The sequence below is a fragment of the Sphingomonas sp. CARO-RG-8B-R24-01 genome, assembly GCF_022662295.1.
Classification (GTDB): domain Bacteria; phylum Pseudomonadota; class Alphaproteobacteria; order Sphingomonadales; family Sphingomonadaceae; genus Sphingomonas.
The window spans coordinates 144866-167181 of sequence record NZ_JAKNQI010000002.1; the positions used below are offsets into that span (position 1 = coordinate 144866).

Annotated in this window: 25 protein-coding genes; 4 read left to right on the forward strand and 21 right to left on the reverse strand. The window is 62.9% G+C overall.

Going from position 1 to position 22316, the window contains the following annotated elements; translation table 11 throughout:
- Window positions 1-205 precede the first annotated feature (205 nt).
- Both pepF and L8G49_RS05350 read right to left on the reverse strand, forming a co-directional pair.
- Window positions 206-2071, reverse strand: a complete 1866-nt coding sequence (gene pepF, locus L8G49_RS05345; protein ID WP_242183032.1) for an oligoendopeptidase F — start codon at window positions 2069-2071, stop codon at window positions 206-208.
- A 649-nt stretch (window positions 2072-2720) separates the two neighbouring features.
- Window positions 2721-3131 (reverse strand): HIRAN domain-containing protein, encoded by a 411-nt coding sequence (locus tag L8G49_RS05350; RefSeq protein WP_242183034.1) that lies wholly within the window; start codon window positions 3129-3131, stop codon window positions 2721-2723.
- Window positions 3132-3225: 94 nt separating this feature from the next.
- Here L8G49_RS05350 and L8G49_RS05355 point away from each other — a divergent pair, with 94 nt between their 5' ends.
- A complete protein-coding gene (locus L8G49_RS05355) occupies window positions 3226-3480 on the forward strand; it encodes a hypothetical protein (RefSeq protein ID WP_242183036.1) in 255 nt (84 codons plus the stop codon).
- On the opposite strand, the gene L8G49_RS05360 is transcribed toward L8G49_RS05355, so the two are convergent.
- Window positions 3477-4301, reverse strand: coding sequence for a DNA adenine methylase (locus L8G49_RS05360; protein ID WP_242183753.1), 825 nt, complete (start codon window positions 4299-4301; stop codon window positions 3477-3479). The genes L8G49_RS05355 and L8G49_RS05360 overlap by 4 nt on opposite strands.
- Window positions 4302-4509: 208 nt before the next feature.
- On the opposite strand from L8G49_RS05360, the gene L8G49_RS05365 reads away from it, so the two are divergent.
- Both L8G49_RS05365 and L8G49_RS05370 read left to right on the forward strand, forming a co-directional pair.
- Window positions 4510-4749 carry a peptidase S24 gene (locus tag L8G49_RS05365; protein WP_242183038.1) on the forward strand — a complete coding sequence of 80 codons (240 nt, stop codon included), beginning with the start codon at window positions 4510-4512 and terminating at the stop codon, window positions 4747-4749.
- 729 nt (window positions 4750-5478) lie between these two features.
- Window positions 5479-5715, forward strand: a complete 237-nt coding sequence (locus L8G49_RS05370; protein WP_242183040.1) for a hypothetical protein — start codon at window positions 5479-5481, stop codon at window positions 5713-5715.
- Here L8G49_RS05370 and L8G49_RS05375 read toward each other — a convergent pair whose 3' ends face one another.
- Window positions 5716-8388, reverse strand: a complete 2673-nt coding sequence (locus tag L8G49_RS05375; RefSeq protein WP_242183042.1) for a hypothetical protein — start codon at window positions 8386-8388, stop codon at window positions 5716-5718.
- Between the two features lie 252 nt (window positions 8389-8640).
- Between L8G49_RS05375 and L8G49_RS05380 the strand changes: the two genes are divergently transcribed.
- Entirely contained in the window at window positions 8641-9729 is a 1089-nt protein-coding gene (locus L8G49_RS05380) for an acyltransferase (protein WP_242183044.1), read from the forward strand.
- 137 nt (window positions 9730-9866) lie between these two features.
- On the opposite strand, the gene L8G49_RS05385 is transcribed toward L8G49_RS05380, so the two are convergent.
- From L8G49_RS05385 to L8G49_RS05465, 17 genes are read right to left on the reverse strand one after another with little or no spacing between them, the layout of a single operon-like run.
- Complete coding sequence (locus L8G49_RS05385; protein ID WP_242183046.1) at window positions 9867-12476, reverse strand: glycoside hydrolase family 30 beta sandwich domain-containing protein; 2610 nt, start codon at window positions 12474-12476, stop codon at window positions 9867-9869.
- A gap of 25 nt (window positions 12477-12501) precedes the next feature.
- Window positions 12502-13236, reverse strand: coding sequence for a hypothetical protein (locus tag L8G49_RS05390; RefSeq protein WP_242183048.1), 735 nt, complete (start codon window positions 13234-13236; stop codon window positions 12502-12504).
- Window positions 13233-13592, reverse strand: coding sequence for a hypothetical protein (locus L8G49_RS05395; RefSeq protein WP_242183050.1), 360 nt, complete (start codon window positions 13590-13592; stop codon window positions 13233-13235). The genes L8G49_RS05390 and L8G49_RS05395 overlap by 4 nt, the downstream gene beginning before the upstream one ends.
- A gap of 13 nt (window positions 13593-13605) precedes the next feature.
- Window positions 13606-14019, reverse strand: a complete 414-nt coding sequence (locus L8G49_RS05400; RefSeq protein WP_242183052.1) for a hypothetical protein — start codon at window positions 14017-14019, stop codon at window positions 13606-13608.
- Window positions 14020-14065: 46 nt separating this feature from the next.
- Window positions 14066-14308 (reverse strand): hypothetical protein, encoded by a 243-nt coding sequence (locus L8G49_RS05405; protein WP_242183053.1) that lies wholly within the window; start codon window positions 14306-14308, stop codon window positions 14066-14068.
- On the reverse strand, window positions 14305-14778 hold the full coding sequence (locus L8G49_RS05410) for a hypothetical protein (RefSeq protein ID WP_242183055.1): 474 nt from the start codon (window positions 14776-14778) through the stop codon (window positions 14305-14307). The genes L8G49_RS05405 and L8G49_RS05410 overlap by 4 nt, the downstream gene beginning before the upstream one ends.
- Before the next feature lie 11 nt (window positions 14779-14789).
- On the reverse strand, window positions 14790-15071 hold the full coding sequence (locus L8G49_RS05415) for a hypothetical protein (protein WP_242183056.1): 282 nt from the start codon (window positions 15069-15071) through the stop codon (window positions 14790-14792).
- The gene (locus L8G49_RS05420) at window positions 15068-15514 is read right to left on the reverse strand and encodes a glucosaminidase domain-containing protein (protein ID WP_242183058.1); all 447 of its coding nucleotides are present in this window, start codon (window positions 15512-15514) and stop codon (window positions 15068-15070) included. The genes L8G49_RS05415 and L8G49_RS05420 overlap by 4 nt, the downstream gene beginning before the upstream one ends.
- 21 nt (window positions 15515-15535) lie before the next feature.
- Window positions 15536-15997, reverse strand: a complete 462-nt coding sequence (locus tag L8G49_RS05425; protein WP_242183060.1) for a hypothetical protein — start codon at window positions 15995-15997, stop codon at window positions 15536-15538.
- Between the two features lie 4 nt (window positions 15998-16001).
- Window positions 16002-16262 carry a hypothetical protein gene (locus L8G49_RS05430; RefSeq protein ID WP_242183062.1) on the reverse strand — a complete coding sequence of 87 codons (261 nt, stop codon included), beginning with the start codon at window positions 16260-16262 and terminating at the stop codon, window positions 16002-16004.
- A 10-nt stretch (window positions 16263-16272) separates the two neighbouring features.
- Window positions 16273-16572 carry a hypothetical protein gene (locus L8G49_RS05435; protein WP_242183064.1) on the reverse strand — a complete coding sequence of 100 codons (300 nt, stop codon included), beginning with the start codon at window positions 16570-16572 and terminating at the stop codon, window positions 16273-16275.
- Window positions 16569-17099 carry a hypothetical protein gene (locus tag L8G49_RS05440; RefSeq protein WP_242183066.1) on the reverse strand — a complete coding sequence of 177 codons (531 nt, stop codon included), beginning with the start codon at window positions 17097-17099 and terminating at the stop codon, window positions 16569-16571. The genes L8G49_RS05435 and L8G49_RS05440 overlap by 4 nt, the downstream gene beginning before the upstream one ends.
- Window positions 17096-19222, reverse strand: coding sequence for a hypothetical protein (locus L8G49_RS05445; RefSeq protein WP_242183068.1), 2127 nt, complete (start codon window positions 19220-19222; stop codon window positions 17096-17098). Before L8G49_RS05445 ends, L8G49_RS05440 begins: the two co-directional genes overlap by 4 nt.
- A gap of 4 nt (window positions 19223-19226) precedes the next feature.
- Window positions 19227-20102, reverse strand: a complete 876-nt coding sequence (locus L8G49_RS05450; protein ID WP_242183069.1) for a hypothetical protein — start codon at window positions 20100-20102, stop codon at window positions 19227-19229.
- A 9-nt stretch (window positions 20103-20111) separates the two neighbouring features.
- Window positions 20112-20654 carry a putative phage tail protein gene (locus L8G49_RS05455; RefSeq protein ID WP_242183071.1) on the reverse strand — a complete coding sequence of 181 codons (543 nt, stop codon included), beginning with the start codon at window positions 20652-20654 and terminating at the stop codon, window positions 20112-20114.
- The gene (locus L8G49_RS05460; RefSeq protein WP_242183072.1) at window positions 20651-21787 is read right to left on the reverse strand and encodes a baseplate J/gp47 family protein; all 1137 of its coding nucleotides are present in this window, start codon (window positions 21785-21787) and stop codon (window positions 20651-20653) included. Before L8G49_RS05460 ends, L8G49_RS05455 begins: the two co-directional genes overlap by 4 nt.
- A 1-nt stretch (window position 21788) precedes the next feature.
- On the reverse strand, window positions 21789-22313 hold the full coding sequence (locus L8G49_RS05465) for a phage GP46 family protein (protein WP_242183073.1): 525 nt from the start codon (window positions 22311-22313) through the stop codon (window positions 21789-21791).
- Between the last annotated feature and the right edge of the window lie 3 nt (window positions 22314-22316).

Sequence of the window (22316 nt, forward strand, 5' to 3'; positions counted from 1 at the left end):
CGCACCGCGATCAGCGAGGCGACGGCATGGAACGCGCCGTTGTGGACGCGGTGGACGCCGGTATCGGCTTTCCCTCCACGTCAGTCGGCGCGCGTGGAGGAGATCCGTCTGGACGAGAAAGCGGCTTCCGCCACGGCCCGGGGGTCATGGCGGAAGCCGGCGCTCGCCAAGAACCGTGCATCGTCGCGATGCTCTACCCGCTCGACTAGCCGATCAACGCCTCGACCTGGTCGAGCGTATCCTTGAACGTCGCGACCACCGCGCGGTACGGCGCGGGGCTCGCCATATCGAGACCGGCGCGCTTGAGGATCTCGGTCGGATAATCCGACCCACCGGACTTGAGCATCGTCAGATAAGTGTCGCGCTCCTTCGCCCCGCCGTTCAGGATCGAATGCGCGAAATACGAGGCCGCCGAGACGCAGGTCGCATATTGGTAAACGTAGAAGCTGGTGTAGAAGTGCGGGATATACGCCCATTCGGCGGCATAGGCGGGATCGATTGCGACCTTGGGGCCGTGATATCGCTTGAGCAGGTCGAGATAGAGCGCAGTGAAGCGCTCGCCCGATAGCCCCTCGCCGGCTTCGGCCCTGTCGTGCACCGCGAGCTCGAACTCAGCGAACATCGTCTGGCGGTAGAAGGTCCCGCGAATGCTCTCGAGCTGCTGGCCGAGATAGAAGAGTTTCTCCTGCTTGGTCTTGGCCTTGGCGACCATATAGGCCGCGAGCAGCAACTCGTTGCAGGTCGATGCGATCTCGGCGAGGAAGATCGGGTAATCGGCCTTCTCGTAGACCTGCGTCTTGTTGGCGAGCAGCGTGTGCATCGCATGCCCCCATTCGTGCGCGAAGGTGGTCATCCCCTCGTAATTCTCACCGAGGTTGAGCAGCAGATAGGGGTGCACGTCGTATGCGCCGGGGTTCATGTACGCGCCCGCTTTCTTGCCCGGTCGCGGCAGCGGGTCCATCCACTTCTTGGCGGTCGAGGCGCCGAGCACGGCGACATACTCCGGCCCCAGGGGCTTGACCGCCTCGAGCACCGTCGTGCGCATTTCCGGGATGGTGACCTTCCGGTCGAGCGACACGATCGGCGGATATATGTCGTAATAGGCCATGTCGGGCAGGCCGAGCATCTTGCGGCGCACTTCGAAATAGCGGTGCAACTGCGGCAGGCCGGCATTCGCCTCGGTCACCAGCGTGCGATAGACGCGCTCGGGCACGTTGCGCTCAGATAGCGCGGCAGCGAGCGACGTCGGATATTTGCGCGCCTTCGCCTGATATATATCGGCCTTCACATGCGCGAGATAGGCAGCGCCGAGCGAGCTTTTGAACTTGCCATATTCCGCCCAGAACGCATCGAACACCGCCTTGCGATCGGCGCGCACCGGCGCGTCGCGGTTGAGCGTATAGGCTTGGTCGTCGAGCCGAACCGCCTTGCCGGTCGATAGCGTGATCGTTGGCCAGGGGATGTCCGACCCGACCAGCAGTTCGCGCACGTCGCCCGGCCCGGCAAACGGCGCGCCGGTACCGGCGAGCAGCACTTCGCCTTCGGGCGAGAGCGTATGCGGCGCCTGGCGCAGCGTATCGGCGAGATAGACATCGAAACGTGTCGCGAGCGTCGTGTTGGCGGCGAGATAGCCCTCGATCTTCGCCTTGCCGAGAGTCAGAATCTCGGGCGACGTCCACGACACCGCCTCGCTCAATGCGGTAAACATGTCGGCGACCTGCGCGAGCTTTTCCTGGTTCGCCGAGACGCGCAGATCGGCGTCGCTCTTGAGCGCGGCATAGGTCGAGACGCGCGCACTGTCGCGGGCGAGGTCGGACTGCGCGACCAAGGCGGCGGCCATCGCGTCGGCTCCGGTGCCGAGCGTGCCCTTGTATTTGGCGAGCGAAGGAATCTTCGCCAGAACGGCCTTGCGCGCGGCATCCCAGCTCGCGTCGTCGGGATAGATTTCCCGCAGATCCCACGCCGCCACGTCCGCGACGGCGGTCCGGTCCTGTGCCCAGGCGGGGAGCGCGGTAGCGACGGCGGCGAAAGCAGCCGCGGCAAGAGCGTCGCGGCGTGTCAGGTCGGTCATCACGGTCCCCCCGGTAGGTGTGTTAGCGGCATCATGTCGTATCATGCCGCCCGAGGGAAGGCGCTTAGGATCGCGAGTTGCACACCGTTGCAGAGGGTATGGCGATGGCGCTCATTCTCGAACGGCCGGGGCGTCGTGCCGGTCCATGACCGAGCCTTGTTCGACGACCGCGAACTGGAGATGAGCCTGGCAGTCCCACCGACGAATTGTTTACAATCGCGCTTGAGCGGTCGTCGACCGGCAGACGCGTTACAAGACCGATCGTTTCTAACGCATCGCTTCCGTCAGAAGGCCAGCGGGCTCCGCCAGCAAAAGTCGTTCGGTCCCTGCTATCGAGCTTGCTGAACGAAGGTCCGAGATTGGCGCGGTATAAATCGCCGAGGCTGGCGAGTTCCGAGGTAAGCGTCCGGCGGCGTTCGGCCTCACGCACACTCGCGATCGGGAAGCGGTTGTGAAAACCGAAGACTTATTCGGAATTATTCGTTTCACCCCAGAGGTGTAGTGGCGGAGCGGGAGGCCGTCATATCAAGCCGACTATGCGTTGATAATAAACGATATTTATTAGAGCGCTGTGGATTTTACCACGAATTATACCACGTTTGAAAAATGTGCTTTGTTCGAATGTGGGACAGTGCTCGAACAAGGTATTTCACGCCCCCCACTCCGGTCCGTCCGGATCAGCGTGGAAATCGCTGTCGTCATATGGGATCGGCGGCAACGGCGCGGCGGTGGGCAGGGTAGGGATACCGCCCCCGAACCGGATTCGGATCGTCGCCGCGCCGCCGCCCAGAGCTTGAAAGATCGCGACCGCTTCTTCACCGGCTGCGATCTTCCCGCCGATCCACGGCGCGCGTTCCGCGGTGAGGTATCCGACCTGGATGCCTCGCTCGCTGAACACCGCCACCGCGTTCGGATCGTGCGGGTTCTTGGGCTCGCGGCGCAGCTCGACGGGATCACCGGGCTCGCACTGCAATAGCTCGAATCGCCGGTTGCTCTTGGCCTTGTCGGCATTGGCGTAATCGATGCCGACGACGGCGAGGCTGAGTTCGCGCTGATCCATGAGCCGATCAACTCACCGCACATGAAGTTGATCCGATTGCGTCGAATCGATCGGATGCTCCATGCCAGTCGTCCACTCCAGGTAGGGCACCACTATGCGCGAACTGCACCACAAGGACGGACGCCCGTTCTCGTTCGACAGGACCACCGTACGATTCATCGAACCTCACGAGACGGGAGAGGGGAGCTTGCTGGTGCTGGGGCCCAAAGCCGGGCCGCGATCGGTCCATGTGGCCGAGGACTATGACGCCGTCCGCAAGGAGGTGCTGCAATCTGACTGGGACCGAACCGCAGAGCAGTTCCTTTCCAGAGGACGAAGCAGCGACGATGACGAGCTTGTCCCGTTTTAAACGGGGGCTGCCGGACGATTTTGCACGATCAACTCTTTGACCCGCTTGCCGCCGCCGGATGACGCGGTAGCGATCGTATAGGTCGTGTCGACCTCGGCCAGATTGAACCGGCTGAACACCTCGCGCGCACCGTTGGTGGCATTGATCGTGAGGATGAATCGGCCGGAGATACCCGCCAACTGGTCGGCAAGACGTTCGAAATCCGCGCGCTCGAACACGCCCGGGCCATAGTCTCCCTCGCAACCCCAGTAGGGTGGGTCGAGGAAGAACAGGGTATCCGGCCCGTCATAGCGTCGGATCAGCTCGGCGTAGGGCAGGCGCTCGATCACAACGCCGGTCAGCCGCTGGTGGAGCTCATCGAGCATCGGCGCGAGCTTGGTCACGTCGAATCGCGCCGGCGTCCGCCGATCGATGCCGAACGATCGCCCGTCGACTTTTCCACCGAACGACAGCCGCTGGAGATAAAGGAAGCGCGCGGCGCGCTCGAGGTCGGTCAGCGTGTCCGGCGCGGCCGCGCGCAGCCGGTCGAACTCGGTCCGGCTGGTGATCTGCCATTTCAGCACGTCCATGAACTGGGGGTAGTGCCGCTGCAGGATCCGGAAGAGGGTGGTGACGTCTGCGGAGATATCGTTGATCACCTCGGCGCGGGGCTGGCGTGTGCGCTTGAGGAATACCCCGCCCATGCCGACGAACGGCTCAACATAGGTGTCGTGCGGTGTCGCATCGATCAAGGCGCAAAGGCGCCGCGAGAGATTGCGCTTGCCGCCAATGTACGGGGCAGGCGGAGAGACGGGACGAATTGCATTCGTTGACGATTCCATAATGGTTCTGGGTCCAGAGAAGCCCGGCCTGTTGCGCAGGTGCGGGGCGTTTGCGGCTTGGCTTGCCGCGCGTGACGGATCTCCAGTCCGTCGGTTGCCGTGGTGACACACGGCACCCCCGCTCGCCGCTAAGGCCGATGCCAGCGCGGTGGCGGACGTGTTCCTCATTTTGTAGGCTGTCGCGGAGTGACGAACCGAGGATGTCTGAATGAAGCCTATCGCCGCCGCCGATCCAGACCAGGTGCGCGAGACGCTGCGATCGCTGGCCGTCGAGCACCGCGTAACGCTGTCCGCGCTGTCGCGCATGCTGCGTCGTCCGTCAGGCTATTTGTCGCGCTTCGCGCGAGGCGCAGGGCCGCTGCGCCTCGCGATCAACGAGCAGCAGCTGCTTGCGCAATACTTCCGGGTCGATCCGCGGCTGTTCGGCGAGCGAGAGGACTGGGAGTAGTGATCACCTGCTAGCGCCGGAAACGGATTGTCAGAATGATAGGAGCTCCTCCACTGGAACTAAGCGTGGACGTCTCGTAACTGGCCGGCCCGGTGCGCGGCAATTGCTCAAGCAGGCTTCGAACCTGCCCAAGGGCCGATCCGGGAGGCGCATCAATATCGCCGATCGGTTCTCCGGCAACCTCCGGATGCTCAGCGATGTATAGTATCGACATTGCCGTGCGAGGCTCGATCGGGGAGACACCTCGCTCCATAAAGCCAACATATTGAGCGGTTAGCCCAAGAGCGGCGCCAAGCTGAGCCTGGCTCAGGCCCAGCGTAGTGCGGATAGCCTTCAGTTCTTCGGGTTGCATAGCCATGTGAGTTTCCGTATCTTGAACCCTATCCCGCCCCCCGGTCTGATCAGACCGGGGGGCGGGGGCTTCTAAGCTTGGATCGTGAACTCCATGGTCACTTTCCAAATCCGAAGCCGGATTGTGAGCTTCATTCTCACTTTCCTTTCGGGTTGTCAGCGGGCTTGGGCGAGATACCGTTGCCGTCTGACACGAAAAGTAATAGTGACTGAGTCATGTTCTGTCAAATGGAATAATGACTCAGTCACTGCTTTCTTCGCCAAACCGGCGCCAAGGTAAGGGGTCCCTCGTAAATCCGAGGCACCGGTCGAACTACCGCAAATTATGCGGTAGTTGCCACTATGCCCCCAGCCGACCGCACCACCATAGATCTAGCTGTGCAGATCCTGCGCGCGGCCGTCGAGACCAGTCGCCGCGAGAAGATCGACACCGTCCCCGTCCGCCTGGCCCTGCGCGTGTTGCTGCCCCATTGCCCCGAACGCTGGCCGCTGACGAACCTATGGGAGGCTGCCAGCTATGACGAGCCGATCGGCCGGGCGCAGAACGTCAGCGGGGCGTTCAACGGGATCCTGGTGCAGCTGGGGAAGTCGGGGGCTTGGCGCGGATCGACCTGATCACGCCAAGGTGATCGGCGCCGTGCTGTACCATGTCCATCCGCCGTTCAACTCGACGATCTCGGCGTATTCGATGCTATCGCCTGCCGTTTGGCCGTTCCGCGCGTAGGCGTTGGTCGTGACCTTTTCGTTCCGCTCGTGATGATCGGCCGTGATCGTCGTCATAACGCGATAGCGGACGACTGCGCCCGTCGGCCAAACGCCCGGCGTCATCGTGAAGCTCGACCCATTGGCGGCCCCGGCCAGCGTCGGCGCTGTCGTGGGGGCGGGCCCCTCCGTATAGGTGCGGCTCGGCGTCTTGCCGAGGTACGCGAGCACGCCGTCGAACAGCGCATTGAGCGGCGATCCCAGACCGGAGTCCATGTTCCACCGCTGATCGTGGCCGCCGCCGCCGTTGTACCCGCCGTACAACCCCTGATCGTTGAATAGGCAACTATCCCCGCCGACCGACGCGATCATCGGTGAGAACCTATCGCGCATGAAAGCGAACACCGCTGGGCTGGAAAGCCATCGGAACTCGTCCTTCTTCGTACGGAACGTCACGCTCGGCCGGGAGATATTCCACTCGTAGATATCCATCGGCTTACCGTAGACGGCGAGCGCCTGACGTTCGGCTTCCATCTCCGTTACGAGGCCCTCGGCGGACGGGTTCAACCATGCGACCAAATCGTTCGCACTGTGGCTGGCGGGCTGCACGCCGGCGCCGGTCACGTTGGCGTCAGCCGGAGCGTACGGCGCTTTGCACCCACGGTCCCAAAAGGGGAGGGCGTCGCTCCAGAAGCTTCCGGTCGAGACCAGGTTCCCGAGGTCGCCGTTGCCCATCTGCAAACCAAGCTTGAGCAACGTCCGGGTTTGCCACGTCGGTATCGCGGCGCGGACCGTCAGTCCCAAGGTCTTCTGCGCGACCAGTCGGCCGATACAGGAGGCAACGTTCTTGTTCCCGCCGTCCGAGCCGTCATCCACGTATGCATGGTACTGGCGGCCCATGGATGCGGCGTAGCTCCACGGCGCGCGGCCTGAGTTCCAAATCTCGTCCGACAACTCGATGCGGATCCTGTTCCCGGCCGGAACGCCGCCGGTGATCGTGTTCGGGTCAGCGCCTTCGCCGGTGTCGAACATTTTGAGCATGCGCGTCAGGTCGTCGAGCCCTTCCGGGCTGTTCACCATGGCCAGAGGCGGCGTCAGCCATACGTCGCGGCCCGTGAGCTGCGCGAGTTCGATGTAATCCTCGTACGGCGTGCCTCGGGCCCCCTGATGGCCAAGGACATTGCGATGCGATCGCTTCGACCAACCCTTGTTGACGGCCTGGTCGTACGCGCTGCCATCGTCGAACGCTTCGCCCCAATCGAGGAAGCGCATCGGTCCGTCGAGCTTCTTGAGGAAGTCGATATAGCTCTGCTGGAAGCGCTTCGTTCGATCCGCACCCACGACGCCTAGGAAGATGTTTTTCGGCGGGTTCGTCACATCGATCGTTTGGAATACGATCGTCAGGAGGTCGTTGTCCGCAACCGGATTGATGACGTCCACGGAGATGTCGAACTGCACGGTGTTGCCGTTGACCACGGTTATGGCCGAATGCGTGTAGCCGGCCCCGCCACCAGGCAACGCGATCGTGCATGCGCCGCCGGTCCAGTCCAGCTGGAGGCGCACCGTCTCGCCGGGCGCCATCACCGGGAACGACGATTGCATCGCGATCTTGGACGCCAGCGGGTAGCCGTTGGCGTCGAGCTTCGTCGGCGAGTAATAGGGATCGTACGTCTGGTACCCGTTCTCGTCGCCCCAGCCCTGCCAATATCCGCCCGCGAGCAGGTTCGTATAGGTCGGCCGCGGAACGCCATATGCCCCCGGCGCGGCGAGGTTGGAACCGAACAAGCCGAGCGTCGGGTAATAGGATGACGCCACAGCGGCGACCGCACTGTTGGCCTGAAACTCGAACCTGATGTGGAAATCCGACCCCTGCTTATTGATCGGCACGGCGTTGGTCGTCTGGATCGTTGCCGCGCCAGCGACCGAGTTCGCAACGACCGTGGTCGCAGCGTAAGCGACCAGGACGTTACCGGCCAGATCCTCGATCTGGGCCAAGAGGACATCGTTGGCCGGAATGTAATAGGCCACGTCCGCGGAAACGCACCGCGTGGCCGAGTGGAACTGCACATTGCTGACCTTCAGCGGATTATTCGCCAGACCGATCACGCCCGCTTTTGACGAGGCAATGCCAGCAGCGCTGGAGGCCGTCCCCGCAAAATTGCCGATCAGGTCGACGCTGACAGCAGCATCACCCCCGCCGTTAGGCTTGTATTTCGCCTGGTAGATCTGGGTGAGGACGGTATCGGTGCTCGATCCCGCATAAAGCGTCAGCCCGAACTTATCGGTCAATTCGAGCCGGAACTTCGAGTTGGTATTATATTTCGCATCGACCGAGATATAGTCGATGAACTTGTTCACACCCGCTACCACCCGGTTCAGGCTCAGGTGATCGGCGTTTGCCTTGTGGACCGTGTAGCCATTCGCTCCGGCCGCATCCATGCCGACGTTGAGAAAGAAGCCGTCGTTATTGTTGAAGGTCGCTTCGGCGTAATGCGAAAGGGCGCCCGTATCAGCGTTGGGTATTCCGGTGCTCGCGTTCGACGTGATCGGGGCGGGCTCGATCGGTGCGACATTGGCCAGGAGCATTGCCGGCGTCGGCTGGGGCGTTTGCTGGCCCGCGAGAGCATCGATTCGGAGTCCGAGTTTCGCTGCGGCAGCCAAGAATAGGTCACCGGTGGGCGTGTTGGGCGCGGATCCGAAGTCGATATAAGCCATGGGCAGGGTTCGCCTTCTTGTTTCTGAAAGGGAGCCGTAGCCAGCGGTTCGCGCTCATCGCTGACCACCGGGCTCCCCTATTTATTTGGTTGAAAACCTTTTTGGCTCTATCGAAGCCGCGCGATGACGGGGGCGGAACGAGGGATGGCGGGCAGCGCACAAGCAACGAACGCAAAGCCGCGCCTGGGCGCGACTGACAGATACCAAACGCTAGACGCGCTGAGAGGCGTCGCGGCTGTAATCGTTGTGCTTTATCATGCGGCCGTTTCGTTCCACCTGGGAGGATATTCCCCGCCGCTGTCGTATCTTTCGGTCGACCTGTTTTTCTGCTTGAGCGGCTTTGTTATCGCACTGAGCTATGATCCGAAGATGGCGGCCGGCATGTCGACGCGCGCGTTCATGCAGAAGCGTATTATTCGACTGGGGCCGCTGGCGTTTCTTGGTTGGACGCTTTCGGTAGCGACGATCGGCATCACCGATACCATTGGCCAACTAAGCTGGGCCGAACTGGCACAGGGAATCGTGCTCAACCTATTTTTGCTCCCCAGCTTGGTGGGGCAACTGTTCCCGCTCAACGCACCCGGTTGGTCCCTCTTTTTCGAGCTTTGGGTGGCAAATCTGGCTTACGCGGCTGCCTGGCGTTGGTTGCGAGGCAAGCTCCTGGTCATCATAATCAGCGCAGCGTTTGTCGGCCTTGTGATCTGCGGAAGGCCTCAACGGTGGCTAAACCTGGGCTACGATCATCTGTCGATCATGGCGGGATTTGCGCGCGTCATCTTTTCGTTTTTCGCGGGCGTTGCTGTGCAGCGCTTCCATGCGCGGAAACCTGCCCCGTTTGAGATCCCGTCCTTTGTAATTTGCCTGATCTTGGTGACGGCAATGTGCATCCCTGTATCGGGGCGGCTCGGGCTAATTTACCAAGTGTTCTGCGTCTCCGTCGTCTTTCCGGCGATCGTATATTTCGGGGCGAGTGCCAAGGAACGCCGCCCGAAAATCGGTAAGGCGCTTGGCGATGCATCATATGCGGCTTATACGATCCATTGGCCGATCCTGTGCTTTGTGGCTTGGCTCGTCGGCCATCGGGACCTGACTTCCTATGGGGCAGTTTTTCAAATTGGGATCACGGCGCTTATCGTTCTGCTGGCAATTTCAGCGCACCATGCGTTCGATGAACCGTTGAGGGAAAGGATCAGAGGTTGGCTAAGACATTGACTGCCTCAGCGACTTTAGTTCGCCTTATCGTCGGAATGGGATTGGGGGCAATCGCCATTCTCATGACATTTGCACCGTTCCTAATATTGGGCTTGGGGGGGACATTGGGCGTAGCTCAATAGCCCCCCCCGTCATCCTCAAAGCATGTTCGCCCATGCCGCATCAAACGAAACGTCGGCAACAGTCGTTGGGGCGGCGCCAAGGGCAAGAATTGCGCGGGCACCTGCGGGCGGGGACCCAGCAATTGAATATTTCGCCCAGTTTGTCGTTAGAGTAAGCTGCGTCGTGGCGACAGGCGAGTGCGACCCGCTTGCCAACTGGATCTGGATGCGTTCTCCGCCGACCTTGCCGCGCAGATATACCGACCCTGTTACCGCCGCGCCGCTCGCATTCGCCGACGTGGCGCACTCGACTGAGGCATAACCGCTCGAAGCGTTCGGGCTGTTGAAGCGGATCGTCGATCCGTCGAGGGTTGAGCCGTCCGGTCCTGCCACGGTATTGTGGGCGGTGACCGTCGAAGTCGAAGGTGAGAACGTGAAGCTGGTGTTCGACCAGCCCGCGGTCGGGATGCTGTTCTGTGCCGTGGGGTTGCCCGCGCCGACGTCGTCCGACACCAGCAACCCCGGCCCCGGCTTGGCCAGCGTCGCGCTCGGCGTTCCGCTCTTCTCCGTGCTCTGCGAGCCCGTACCGATGCTGTTCGTCGCGGAGGCGGTATAATAGTAGGCCGTGCCGTTCGTCAGGCTGGCGTCGGTGTACGGGAAAGTGACGTTCGAAACGAATGGCGTCGTGCCTTCGCCGCCGGCACTGGTCGACCGGTAGAGGTCGTAGCGCGACACCGCCGCACCGTTCGCGGCCGCAGGCTGGGTTAAGGAAACGGTATTCTGCGCGTTGCCCGCCGCGACCGCGATGACCGGCGCGCCCGGTGCCGAAGCGGTCACGGTCACGCTGGCCTGCGGATTGCCGGTCGACAAGCCGCCAGCACCGATTGCTGAGACGGTGTAGAAATACGCTGTTCCGACCGCTGCGTCGATATCGCTGAACGACGTTGCGTTCGGCCCGGCCGACCCCACAGTACGGGTTGCCTGCCCGCTAACGGTGCCGCGCTGGATCAGGTATCCGGCGATGCCTGCCGCGTCGGTGCTGGTGGGCGCGGTCCAGGTCAGTGTTGCGTTGCCGTTGCCGCTGCTAGCGGACAACCCGGTGACCGGGCCGGGCGCGGCGATGGTGCCGGTCGCGAACGCCGCGGCCGATGCCGAAAGACCGCTGTACGTGATCGTCTGCGCCTCGCCGGCCGCGATGGACACGAACGAGCAAAGCGCTGTTTGGGCATCGACCAGCGAGACAACGCGCGTGGAAGGGGACCCGTTGTAAAGGACAACGCCCACCGACCCGTCCGGATTGACGAATGCTACCGACATGACATCGGTACCGTTCTGCCCCGTCGAGAAGGTCGTGCTGCGGCACCGTTTGGCACCGGGTTTGCAGGCGAGCGCTAGGTGCGCCAGCATCGCGTAGCCCGACAGCCGCGTGACCGTCGCGTTGCCGTCGGTCGAGATTGCCGCGACCGGCTTGGTGTTCGTGGTGCTCGGCGTCGGCAACCCGTTGGTATCCAGAAACAGGTTCCAGAGCGTGATCGACTGCGCGCCGGCGCGGATCGATCCGATCGCAAGGTTGCCGAACATCACGGCCATATCTGCCGCATTCGTGCTGCCGCGCGACACGTTGCAATACTCTGTGAAATGCACTTCCTTACCGGCAGCCGAGTGCTTCACCTGGTCGAACGGCTCATAGCCCGTCGTGGTATCGTACCCATGCCATGCCGACCCGGCGAGCACTGGCCCAGCCGCTGCATCGGCGTACGGGACCGTCACGGTGTCGCTGCCCTGCACGACCGCCTCGTTCCAGTTCACGTCGCCGGTCAGGATGCGAACGCCGTTAAGCCCGGCCGCCGCCAGCGCGGGCGCGAGATAGCTGCCAATGAACGTCGCCAGCTGCGCCCCGGACCAGTAGCAGCCCGGGTATCCGGTCCCGACATACATCGGCTCATTCTGAACCGTGATCGCCCACACCGGGATGCCCAGCGAGCGATATGCCTGCAGGAACTTGACGAAATAGGTCGCGTAGGCGGTGTAATTGGTGGCGGTGCCCACGAAGCTCGGGGTACCGCCATAGATCGTTCCCGACGTCTTCATCTTGGCCAGCGGCGTCCATGGCGCAGCGATGAACTTCAGCTGCGGGTTGACCGCCAGAGCTTCACGCAGGACCGGGACGACATACTCAAGATCCTTCTGAATCGTGAACGTCGGCAGCGTCGTGTCGACGCCGTCCCAGTCATCCGCATAGGTGTAATAGCCCGATGCGGGACGCGGGGTGAAGTCGCTCGAGCCGATGCAGATGCGCGCCGTGCTGAAGCCGTCCGTCCCGAACGTCTGCTTGAGGATCGCCTTGCGCTGCGCCGGCGAGCAATACTGCGTCAGGACGTAGCATGACGATTCCGTCAATGCGCCGCCGAACCCATGCATGGTCTGATGCAGGTCGCCCGTGTCGACGATGATCTGCGAGGCCGGTAGCCCGGTAACCGGCGCGAATGCAGTCGGCGTGGTTGGGGCAAGATATGTCGCGATTGAGCTCGACGTGCGAAAGCCCGTTGGGGTTGCGGTGAACTTGCCCGAAGGTAGCATCCCGTTGAGCGTGTCCAGTGCGTCAACTGCGGTCGTGGTAGAGGTGAACTTGCTCAAAACCGTCATGGTCTATCACTCCAATTTTTAAGGGTCAGGCCCGGGCGAACATGCCGTCGGCGAAGAAGGGGTCAGTGAAAAATGCGCGAGGTTTAGCGTTTGCCGCCGCTTCGATGGCTGCGATCCAGTTTTGCAACTTGGTCAGCGCCGCAAGGACGGTGTCGCCGGTCGGTGTGTTGGGCCCGGTACCGAAGTCGACAAGATAGGCGGTAGTGTTCGGGTCCAAGATGAGAATCCTCTGCTGGAGATCGAGCAGCGTCGGCGAGATGGTCGAGGCGTTCGCGTAAACAGCGGTGCTGTTCGCATAGGTCGCCGCGGGGTCTGGAAGCGGCTGGGCAGATGTCGCGATCGCCATCGCCGCCACGGAAGATGTCGCCGCGATCGCGGGCAATCGAACCTCTACTGACCCAGCCGCCAATACGGGAGCGGGGATGGGCGCGGGCGCTGGAATCGTCCCCAGCAGGATCGTGATCGGCCCAGCCGACAGCGCGAAGAGACCGACCCCGGAGGTTGCGGCGATCGCGGCCGGGGCGACCAACATCGTTCCGACCCCGACAGTGGGTGGCTGGGCTTGCGAAGTCGCTGCAATGGTGCTCGGCGCAACATGCAGGAATGTCTCAAGCACGGCGGGGGCGCGCACATATGACTGCGATGAGATGCTGGGGAGACCGAGCGCTCTGGGCTTCGGTATCGGCAGCAGCGTGACATTCCAATTGAACGCGTCGACGCGCGCGATCGTGGAAAGGTATGCTGACCTGAGGTTGTTCATGCGTCCGCTCCAGGCTGGGTAACGGGCCGGACAAGCGGTATCTGGACGCTGATGCTCATCCACTGATCGGGCGAAGGATCGGTGCGAACAAGATCGATCACGGCGACGCTGTTCGTCAGGCCGCCTGTCATGCTGGAGGGGAAGTGCAGTTCGATTGTATCGTCATCGACCCGGATAATCGTTTGGTTGGCGGTCGACAGAATGCCCTCCGAAACCGGCGCGCCCACGTATGCGCGGACCTCGGTCATCAGCTCGCAGCCGAACGGGAAGGCAGGGCTTTGTGGCCCGGTCGCCTGAAGCCGGATCGCGTAGTGGAAGCCAGCCGCGATCGGCTGGACGGACTGAATAGTCGCCACGGCTGGCTCCCTATTAGAGGTTAAAGATGCCGCCTGCATTCCAGGTGATCGACACGTTTCCGCCGTTCGTAACCAGCGGAAGGCCGGTCGCGGAATCCCAGAATGCGATGAGTTCCGACGTCGCATCGGTGCCGCTGTCACGATACAGCACTAGCGCCTCGGAAGCTGCTGCGGTGCCGCTGCCGGCAGGAACCGATGCGAGCATGGTCGGGTCGGCATTGAACACGCCGCCGGAGACGGTTTTGTTGGCCAGCACGCCGGGCGCGCCGATCCGCGCCGCGGTCGGTACCGAGGACAGGAACTGGTGTGCCGGGGAAAACGTATAGGCGCCGGTATCGACCAGGGCGACTTTGACGGCACCCGCCACGAGGTTCACGCCGCCAGCGAGCAGCGCTTCCTTATATTTCGGATAGAGGATGTTCGACATGGTGTTGCCTTTCGGGCTGGAAATCTGCGCAGCGCGCGGGTCGGCGTCAGTGGATCGGTGCGTTTGGATCGACCTCCCAGCCGATCTTGCGCAGCGTCTCGCCGTTCCACTGGACGTGGTGGGGTCCCCAGCTGATCAGGTCGCCGATCTGCGGGTGCGGATTGGTGTCGGCCGGGATATCGACGGAACTGGCCGCGTGGGGCCAGTCCGTCGCCAGCCGGATCACGTCGATCGTATCGTTGTCCGGCTGGACGTGATCGACCGACGTGACCTTGCCGTGTCCGCTCACTGAGCGGGGATCGCCTGCACCACCTCATGCGGCGCACCGAACACGATGCCGTCAGCCGCCTTCTGCGCGATGCCGCCGACCAATTCGGCTGCGACGTTGACAAGCGGGTTGGCGGTCAGCGCCGATGCCAAGGCGACGATGTCGGCACCGATGTTCGGCTCGATCGAGCGGAACGCCGACTGCGCGATATCGACCGCGACGTGACCGAGGACGGTGAGATCGCCCTTGAACCCGTCGCGCTGCGCGGTTGCGACCAGCGCCTTCGTGATCGCGAAGACCTTGTCGGGGCCGCTCATCCCGGTCGTGTCGAGCTTGAGCTCGGTCGCCATCTTCGCCGCCGCAGCGCCGTACAAGTCGGCCAGATGCTGCTGTACCGAATGGGTGAGGGTGGTGGTGTCCTGGCTCGCGCCGGGGATCAGGATCCCGGCAACGAAGCCGAGGATATGCTTGAGGGTGCTTCCGATGGACATAAAATTCTCCTTTATGAATTGGGGTCCGGGGCCGCCTGCGCGGTTTGGCCGGGTTGCAGGACCGCGACAGGCGGTGTGGGGGGGAGGACGCTGGCGTTCAGGTCGAGCGCCTTGCCGACGTTGTCCGCGTTCTTGGCGGCGCCGCTGCTGCTGCCGAGGTAGAAGCCCCAGGCGCCCGAGAATGCCGCGATAATCGCACCGGACATTTCGGCAGTGGGATTGGCGATGTAGGCACCCGAGAACAGACAGATGATCGACATGGCGATTACGAAGCGGGGGTCGCGGAACGTCATGCGTCAAACTTCCGGAGACCGGCCGATGCGATCAGCGATTGCAGCTTGCTGGCGTAGAGCGGGTCAGTTGCGTAGCGCGCGGCCATGCGCTCGATGAACGTCACGACGTTCGGCAGCGCGGCCATTGCCGGCGCGTAGACCTTGGCCGTAGAGATCAGCTCGGCGTGGGCCTCGAACGCGGCAGCGATCGACGGGAACACGCGGAACGGCTGCTGCACCTTCACGAACGCACGCCGCAGCGCGCTCCATTCGGTCGTCCACAGCAGTTGCTGCGGATCGTTCATGCCCTTGCGCGGCTTCATCCCGAACGGGTTGTTGCCCGGGGCGTGCGCGCCCCAGCCGCTCTCGATCACATATTGCGCGAGGCTGACCGACGCGGGGATGCCGGTTCGCGTCTGCGCGGCGCGCGCGCCTGCGATCGCTTCCGGTGACGGTTGCGGCATAACGTTCTCCTAGGGATGGCTTCAGGTGACGGGGGCTACCGAGGTGATCTTCGCAGCACTGACGACGCCCTTTTCGAGTGCCTCGTTCTTTGCCTGCTCGAGCTCCATGTTTTCGATGTCGATCAGGATCATCGCTAGTCCGTCAGGTGGGTCCGGCAGCCGCTTGAGCAGCATGATCAGCGCCCGGAAGCGCATCTTGGCATTAGCTAGCTCGTGACGAGCTATGCGCTGCGCTGCTTCATAATCAGCCTGAAGGCGCTCGATCTTGCGTTCGTAAAACGACCGAGTCTCTTCGACCCTCGTTTCAAGGCGTTCGACACGCGCGATCAAATCGTCGCGCAGCTTGGTTTCGGCATTGCGCTCAATCTCCCGCATTTTTGGCCGATTTTTGATCCAAGAGGCTAGTACGCCTCCGCCAAGCACGATTTGAAATAGCCCGAAAATTGCAGCCCAACCGACCGGCAGCCCGAAGAGCGTTGGCATGGCGCTACCTGTCATGGCGTTGATACGACCAAGACATCGCTCCCATGGCGATAGCCAGCACCAGTGCGGAGGCATGGCTTGCTTCTGCGGATAGGCGGTACAGGAAGGAGAGGCGGTTCAGGCCGAGGAGAAAGGTGACGCCCCAAATTGCGTCAAGGCTCCGCGCCTGCCGCAGCAGGATCCGCAGGATCGCCGGTAGAAGACAGGCAAGGCAAAATAACCAGGCTGGCACGCTTGCCTGGCGAAGGTACTCATCGATCATCATCGATCTCCGCTTATTTTGGCGCCATGCCGAGGAAGGCGGTCTCGATCGCGCGGGCGCAGTGGCCGGGCTTCGATCCGAGCAGCATGAACAGGTGGTCGATCGCCCACGCGCAGGGTTTGCCCCACCACGAGCCGGCCATCGCCGCGCGGCCAACGCGCGAACTGATCGTTTCATCAGCCGATGGGCAGATCCCGCCGACGAGCAGATAATACGGCCCGGCCAGCACGACATAGGCGACCTGGTCGATCGCGATCAGAAGCTGGATGATCCATTTGCTGATGCGCTGACCTATGCCGTCGGGCGGGGTCATTGCGCGGCAGGCGCGACGAGTGAGGCCCAATCGACCGTCGCCGCGCGCACCAGAGCGGCAACGTTCGCCGCAGCCGCGAGCTCGACCATCGCCCCGCGGCGTCGGCCCTCGATCTTCGCGGCGAGCCCCCGCCATGCGGCCGCAGTCGCCAGCACGAGCGTGACGATGTCGGCGATCGCCATGCCGGTGTATTCCGCCTCGGCCGCGAGGAAGGGGAAGTCGGAAAGGTTCGCCTGCGGGGTCCAGGCTTTGGCCTCTTCCTCTTTCGACAGATACGTTGCCTGCTGACCGGCGACGTCGGTGATGAAGCGCAGCCGGAACTGCCCGGCATCGTTGTTGACCATGCCGATCAGACCCTCCCGGATGGGCTCCAGATTGAGGTCTGCACCGGACAGCGCTTCGAACGGAACTTGCAGCACCGCGGCACCGGACGGAACCGCCTGGTTGGCCGCGGCGCCGGTCGAGCCCGATCCGCGCAGCCGGACTTCACCCGTCGTGGTGTCATAGACGACGTAGTATTCGGTCATCGCTTGAACTCCTGAACAAATATGCTCGCATTACTGATGTGAAGCTCCGAAGAGCCACCGGTCTTTCGACTAAAAATAATCTGGTAGTAGTGGCTTCCAGCAGCGGGAATTTCAGTTGTGACGAACATATTTTGGTAGCCAGATACAGTTGTCGTCAGAACATTGAACGCGCGTGTTATGGCGGCTCCATCGCGATATATCTGGTACGAGAATGACGCCCCTGTGCCGGTCGTTATGACGGCATCGAAACTCACATCTATTTTCACCAGATTACCTTGGGTCGTCAGCGATACTGACCCACTGTCAACGGGACCCCCATCAGCCGCGACGACTGCGGTCCCGCCACTTATATTGGCCCATTGCGTGATCGCGTTCGGGCTGATCTTGACCGTGTTAATAGTGCCATTGACCAGCAGATTTCCGTCGACGATCATGTTGGCGCCGACATAAAACTGTCCAACCGATCCATCCGATTTCGAAAGCTGGATCTGTGTGCTGCCGTCCGGTGTGGTCCCGGTGACCGAGAAATATACGGCAGTGCGACCGTCTACACCGGCGATTGTGCCGGCCTGCTGCGTAATTGTCGCCGATATCCCATTATACTGGCTCTGAAGCGTCGAGACGCTCTGGGTGATGGCGCCAACTTTGCTATCGGCGATCGCAGCCGCAGAGGTATTCGCACGGGCGAGCAGGTTGCTCGCATCGGTGCCGTTGACCTGGGCCTCAAGCGCTGCGGTGCGCGACGTGGCGGCATACTGGTTGGGCAGATTGACGAGCGCATCTTCGTTCGATTGAACGCGCGCCATCAGGGACGGCTTACTTCCGTCGGCCGGACCGACGGTTGCCTGCAAGCTGCTGACCTGCCCGGCATATCCTTGCTGGGCAGTGGAGAGGCTTGTTATGCGCTGATCGTAGTTGGTCAGCGTCAGGTTGGTGCTCTGGAAACGCGTATCGACGCTGGTCGACAGATCGGAAACCGACTTTTGCGCGGTCGAAGCAGTTGTCGCGACCTGATCGATCCGGGCGTTGGTGGTCGTGTTGGCGTTCTGATAACCCGAGGTGACGCTCGCGATGCTCTGCCCGATCGCGGCATCACGGTCGATCGCGGCCTGGTCGACCCGGTGCACCTCGGCATAGACGTCGGTGTCGTTGTAGCCACCCGATGCCGCAACGCTATCAATCCGCTGGCCCAACGCCACATCGGCATTTTGGCGGACCGTTTGTTCCGACGTGATCAGCGTGTTGATGGCGGCGATGGATTGCGTGGTCGTGACATCGACGCATCGGAAATACGCGATCTCGATCTTTCCGCCGACGCCGATAGCGCCCCTTAGATGCGGGTTCAGCCAGACGTAAGGGACGCTCGTGCCATCGATCACATAGTCGACCGTTACCCAGCCTGCACTGACCGGAAGCGGGGTGAAGCTGCCGGTGTATGTGCCACCTTCCGCACCGGTCTGGTTGTTGGACCACTCGAAATCAGGCGAATAGGAGCCGTCGGCGCCAACGGCGCGGAGCAGGGCCTGATATCGATAGGTTCTCCCTGCGAACCGCAGTGGGCTGCGAAGGGCAACCGAATAGTTCCCCCCGCTCGAGTTGTTGAGATAGTGATAGCTGCCCAACCCATCGGGGACGAAGAGCCGGTCCGGCAGCTGCGCGTTTTGCGGCTGCCAGGCATTTTCCGCGTAGAACAAGCCGCGCGCGGTAAAGTCGGTCGGGCTTCCGGTGCTGATCGCCAGCGCGGTCGTAGCGCTGGCCTGTTGCGCACCAGCTTGCGTAAGCTCGATCGCAATGGTGTCGATTTTGGTGTTGGCGGCCAATATCCCATCGTCAGCAGATTGCTTGGCGGCAGCAATGTTCGTGCCCGCATCGGCGACGGCCGCATTGATCGTCGGAATGAAATGGCCGCTGATGAGGTCGAGCTGTGCTCGAGCGGTAGCGATCGCGTCCTGTAGCGCCGCCTTCGTTTCGGCAAGCGCCGCCGCTGCAGCCGCAGCATTGTCGGCCACGGCATTTTCAACGCCCGGCACGCCGGCCGCCTGCTTCAGATCATGCAGAGACACAAGCTCCGGCGTGCCATCTGCGCCGAACGATGCGAACTGACTGTTGATGGAAAGTGCCATCGGGTCAGTTCCCCTTCGCCGTCCAATCCACGCCGTCCAGAGCGGTCACGCCGCCGGTCTGGGAGGTCTGGACAACGAAGGTGAATCCGCCGGGGAACCGGGTCTGCAACTGCGGCCACGTATCGAGGGCGGATGTGCCCGAGACGTTGATGCCGGTCAGCTGGACGTTCTTGCACGCATTCGGGAACGGCGCCGGGAACGTGCAGGTATAGACCCCTGGCGACAGCGGTCCGCTGAGCGAGCCATACTGCTCGAGCCCCCGCCCTTGCGCGAGCGCGAGCGGCGTGACGGCACTGGCATCGTCTGTGCCCGCGGCGACCTGCGCCGCCGTGGCTTTGGGCACGGTGACGGTGCGCGAGGCCTCACCGGTCCCGCCACCCGTCGCGAGGCCTGCGGCGGTGAGGGTCCAGGACGTAAGCATGCGAGCGCTGAGCGCCGCCGTCATCGTGCCGGCGAAATTCGCATCGTCACCAATCGCGTCGGCCAGTTCCTTCAGCGTGTTGAGGGCGGTCGGCGCGCCGTTCACGATCGCGTTGATCTGCGCCGCGACCAGGGCAGCCCCGCTATGGGGGGAGAGCGCCTTGCCTGTCAGCACCCCTGCGATCGCCTCGGCATCGCTCGCAAAGCTGATCCCGCCCGAAGCGATCAGTGAACGGACGGCCGCCAGCACCTGGGCACGATCCGACTTTGACGGGGAAATCCCAGCCGCGACGACGATCGCCACGAGTTCCTCCTGGATCATGTTGAACCAGTCCGGCGTGATGATGGTGGGCGGAGTCGGAATCGCTGGATCGCCACCGGTAAAGTAGCCCGGCGTGCCGACAAGCGCCGACGGTGCTGGCAGTGACGGCGCTGCCGTCGGCCCATCAATTCGCTGCATGGCTATTCCTCAGATGAGAAGGACGGTCGTCTCGGCCGGCTTGATCGCGTCGAGCTCAGCCTTGAGCGTGGCCGCTGGAAGGCCGCCGGTGTTGGTCACGATGTGGACGCCCCAGGCATCGGCCCAGATAGCGCCGTAGACGGCGTCACCGACATTGACGTGCCCGGACCGCATCGGTCCGTAGTTGCGGATCGTGACCGTGAACCCCAGGGTCGCGGCGAAATCAACGAAGCGTTGTCGAGATTGGCCGCCCGCGCCGATCAGCTTCGCGATCACCTGCGCCCGGCGCTGGTCAGGCGTTGCACCAGGGCCAATAACCGGATCCGGCAGCCCGAGTGTTGCTTCCCACTCGCCGAGCAGCGCGTCAGTGGTCGCGGGGAAGGCATCCTGCAGAAGTTGGACCGCTGCGGCATCGCTGCGCCACAGGGACTTGGAAAGCGCACCGATCATGGTGCTTTGCACCGAAGTCGGATCGTCCGCCCATACTGCCCCGCGCGGCATCAATGCCCGCGCCGCGCCCGCATAGTCGTCGGCAGAGAAGCGGGCGGTCACAGCCACGTGATCGAACCGCGCTGCGGGATATGGCCTTGCGTCGAGATGATGTTTCCGGCCGGCCCGAGGGATACGCTTCCCGCGCTTGCGGTGATCGCCGTGATGACGAACCCAGCCGAACCGTTGACTGCGGCGATGGCGCTCTCGATCGCCGACACGTCGGTCGTCCCCCCCGGCTCGCCGTTCAGAAGCAGTGCGTTGTCGATCGCGGCCGTGATCGCCGCTTTGACCGATGGGGAGGCGCTTGGAATGCCCGCGATCGCAAACCCGAGGACGTTCGGCTGCAATGCGACCGCATAGACGACCGGCGTGACGGGCTGGACGGCGAAGATCGCGTTCGCAAGCGCGAGCTGATCCCCGGTCGCCGCGGTGTCACGTGCTTCGCCGGCTGCAACGCCGTTGGTCCCTTGCGGGAACCCGCCATGCGCGGCCTGGGCGACGTCCATCATGAAATAGAGCACGACGGTCGACGGGCCCATGCCGTTGGGAACTGGCCAGCACCGCGTGACGCCTGGGACCGCAAGCGCCCAGCGCCGGTAGTCGTTCTTCGATCCACCTTGGGGCGGGTTGGCGAAGGCGAGCAGCATACGACTGCGGAGCGAATCGTCTTTCTCGACGTCCGCGCCGCCGGTGATGGGGCCGATAGCTTGCCCAACGGCACCAACGCCGGAAATGCCTGAGGACAGCGTGAACGCCGTGCCAGCATCGCAATTCCCTGCCACGCCCGCGGTGATCGCGGCGACCGGGACAGCGACCCCGTTGCCCAGGCTGACATCGGCGGATGTCGCATAGGCAAAGCCGTCATTGCGCAGGACGGACGTTCCGGCGGGAATGACGGTCCCCGCGTTACCAGTGAAGGCTAGCGATCCGATCGCAACCGTCGCGGGCTTGCGCGTGACGCTCTTGAAAGCGGCCCATCCCTCGAGCGTCTCATTGGTCGCCGTGAACGGCGTTGCCTGCAGCGCGATATAGTCGAGGTACCCGTAGTGGCCGTTGGTCGCCGCAGCCACCACCGCGGCGATGATCGCCAGATTGGAATATCGCAGCAGGGCATCTGCGCTCGGCAGCGCCGATTGAATATCGGCCTGCGTTTGCTGGCGAAGTTCGTCGAGAGTTTCGCGGGCGAAGGTCAATTCAGAGATCCTTCCAAGCGTATTCGAAGGCGACCGTGACGGCGTCACCGCTCGGGCGAGTTACGGCGATCGCGCAGGCCAGGCGCGTGCCCTGCCATTCCGCAGAAATATCGACGGAAGCGGCCACCTGGTCGGCGATCAGCCAGGCGAGCGCATCCCGCAGATATGCCTTGGCCAATTGCAGGGTCCCGGTGGTCCGCTTGGCACGTTGCAGCAGCCAGACCTTCGATCCCATGGACGGGTCACCCCACCATCCGCGCGGATCGTTCGATCCGTCTGGAATGGCATCGTCCGGTCCGGCCGCAGCGTCGGTGAATACGCTGATCAGCACTGCCGTCTCGATATCGCGACCCGAGACCAATCCGGCGCCAGGTTGGGCGCCTACTCGTGCTGTCGGCACTGCGAACCCGTCGGGCCCGATGACTGGCTTGCCGAGCGCGTCCACCGCGAACGCGAAGCCCGCCGCCGGCACTGCCCAATCGCCTCGGCTATTCGCCGTGTCCCAAATCGTCGTGATATCGGCCATGGG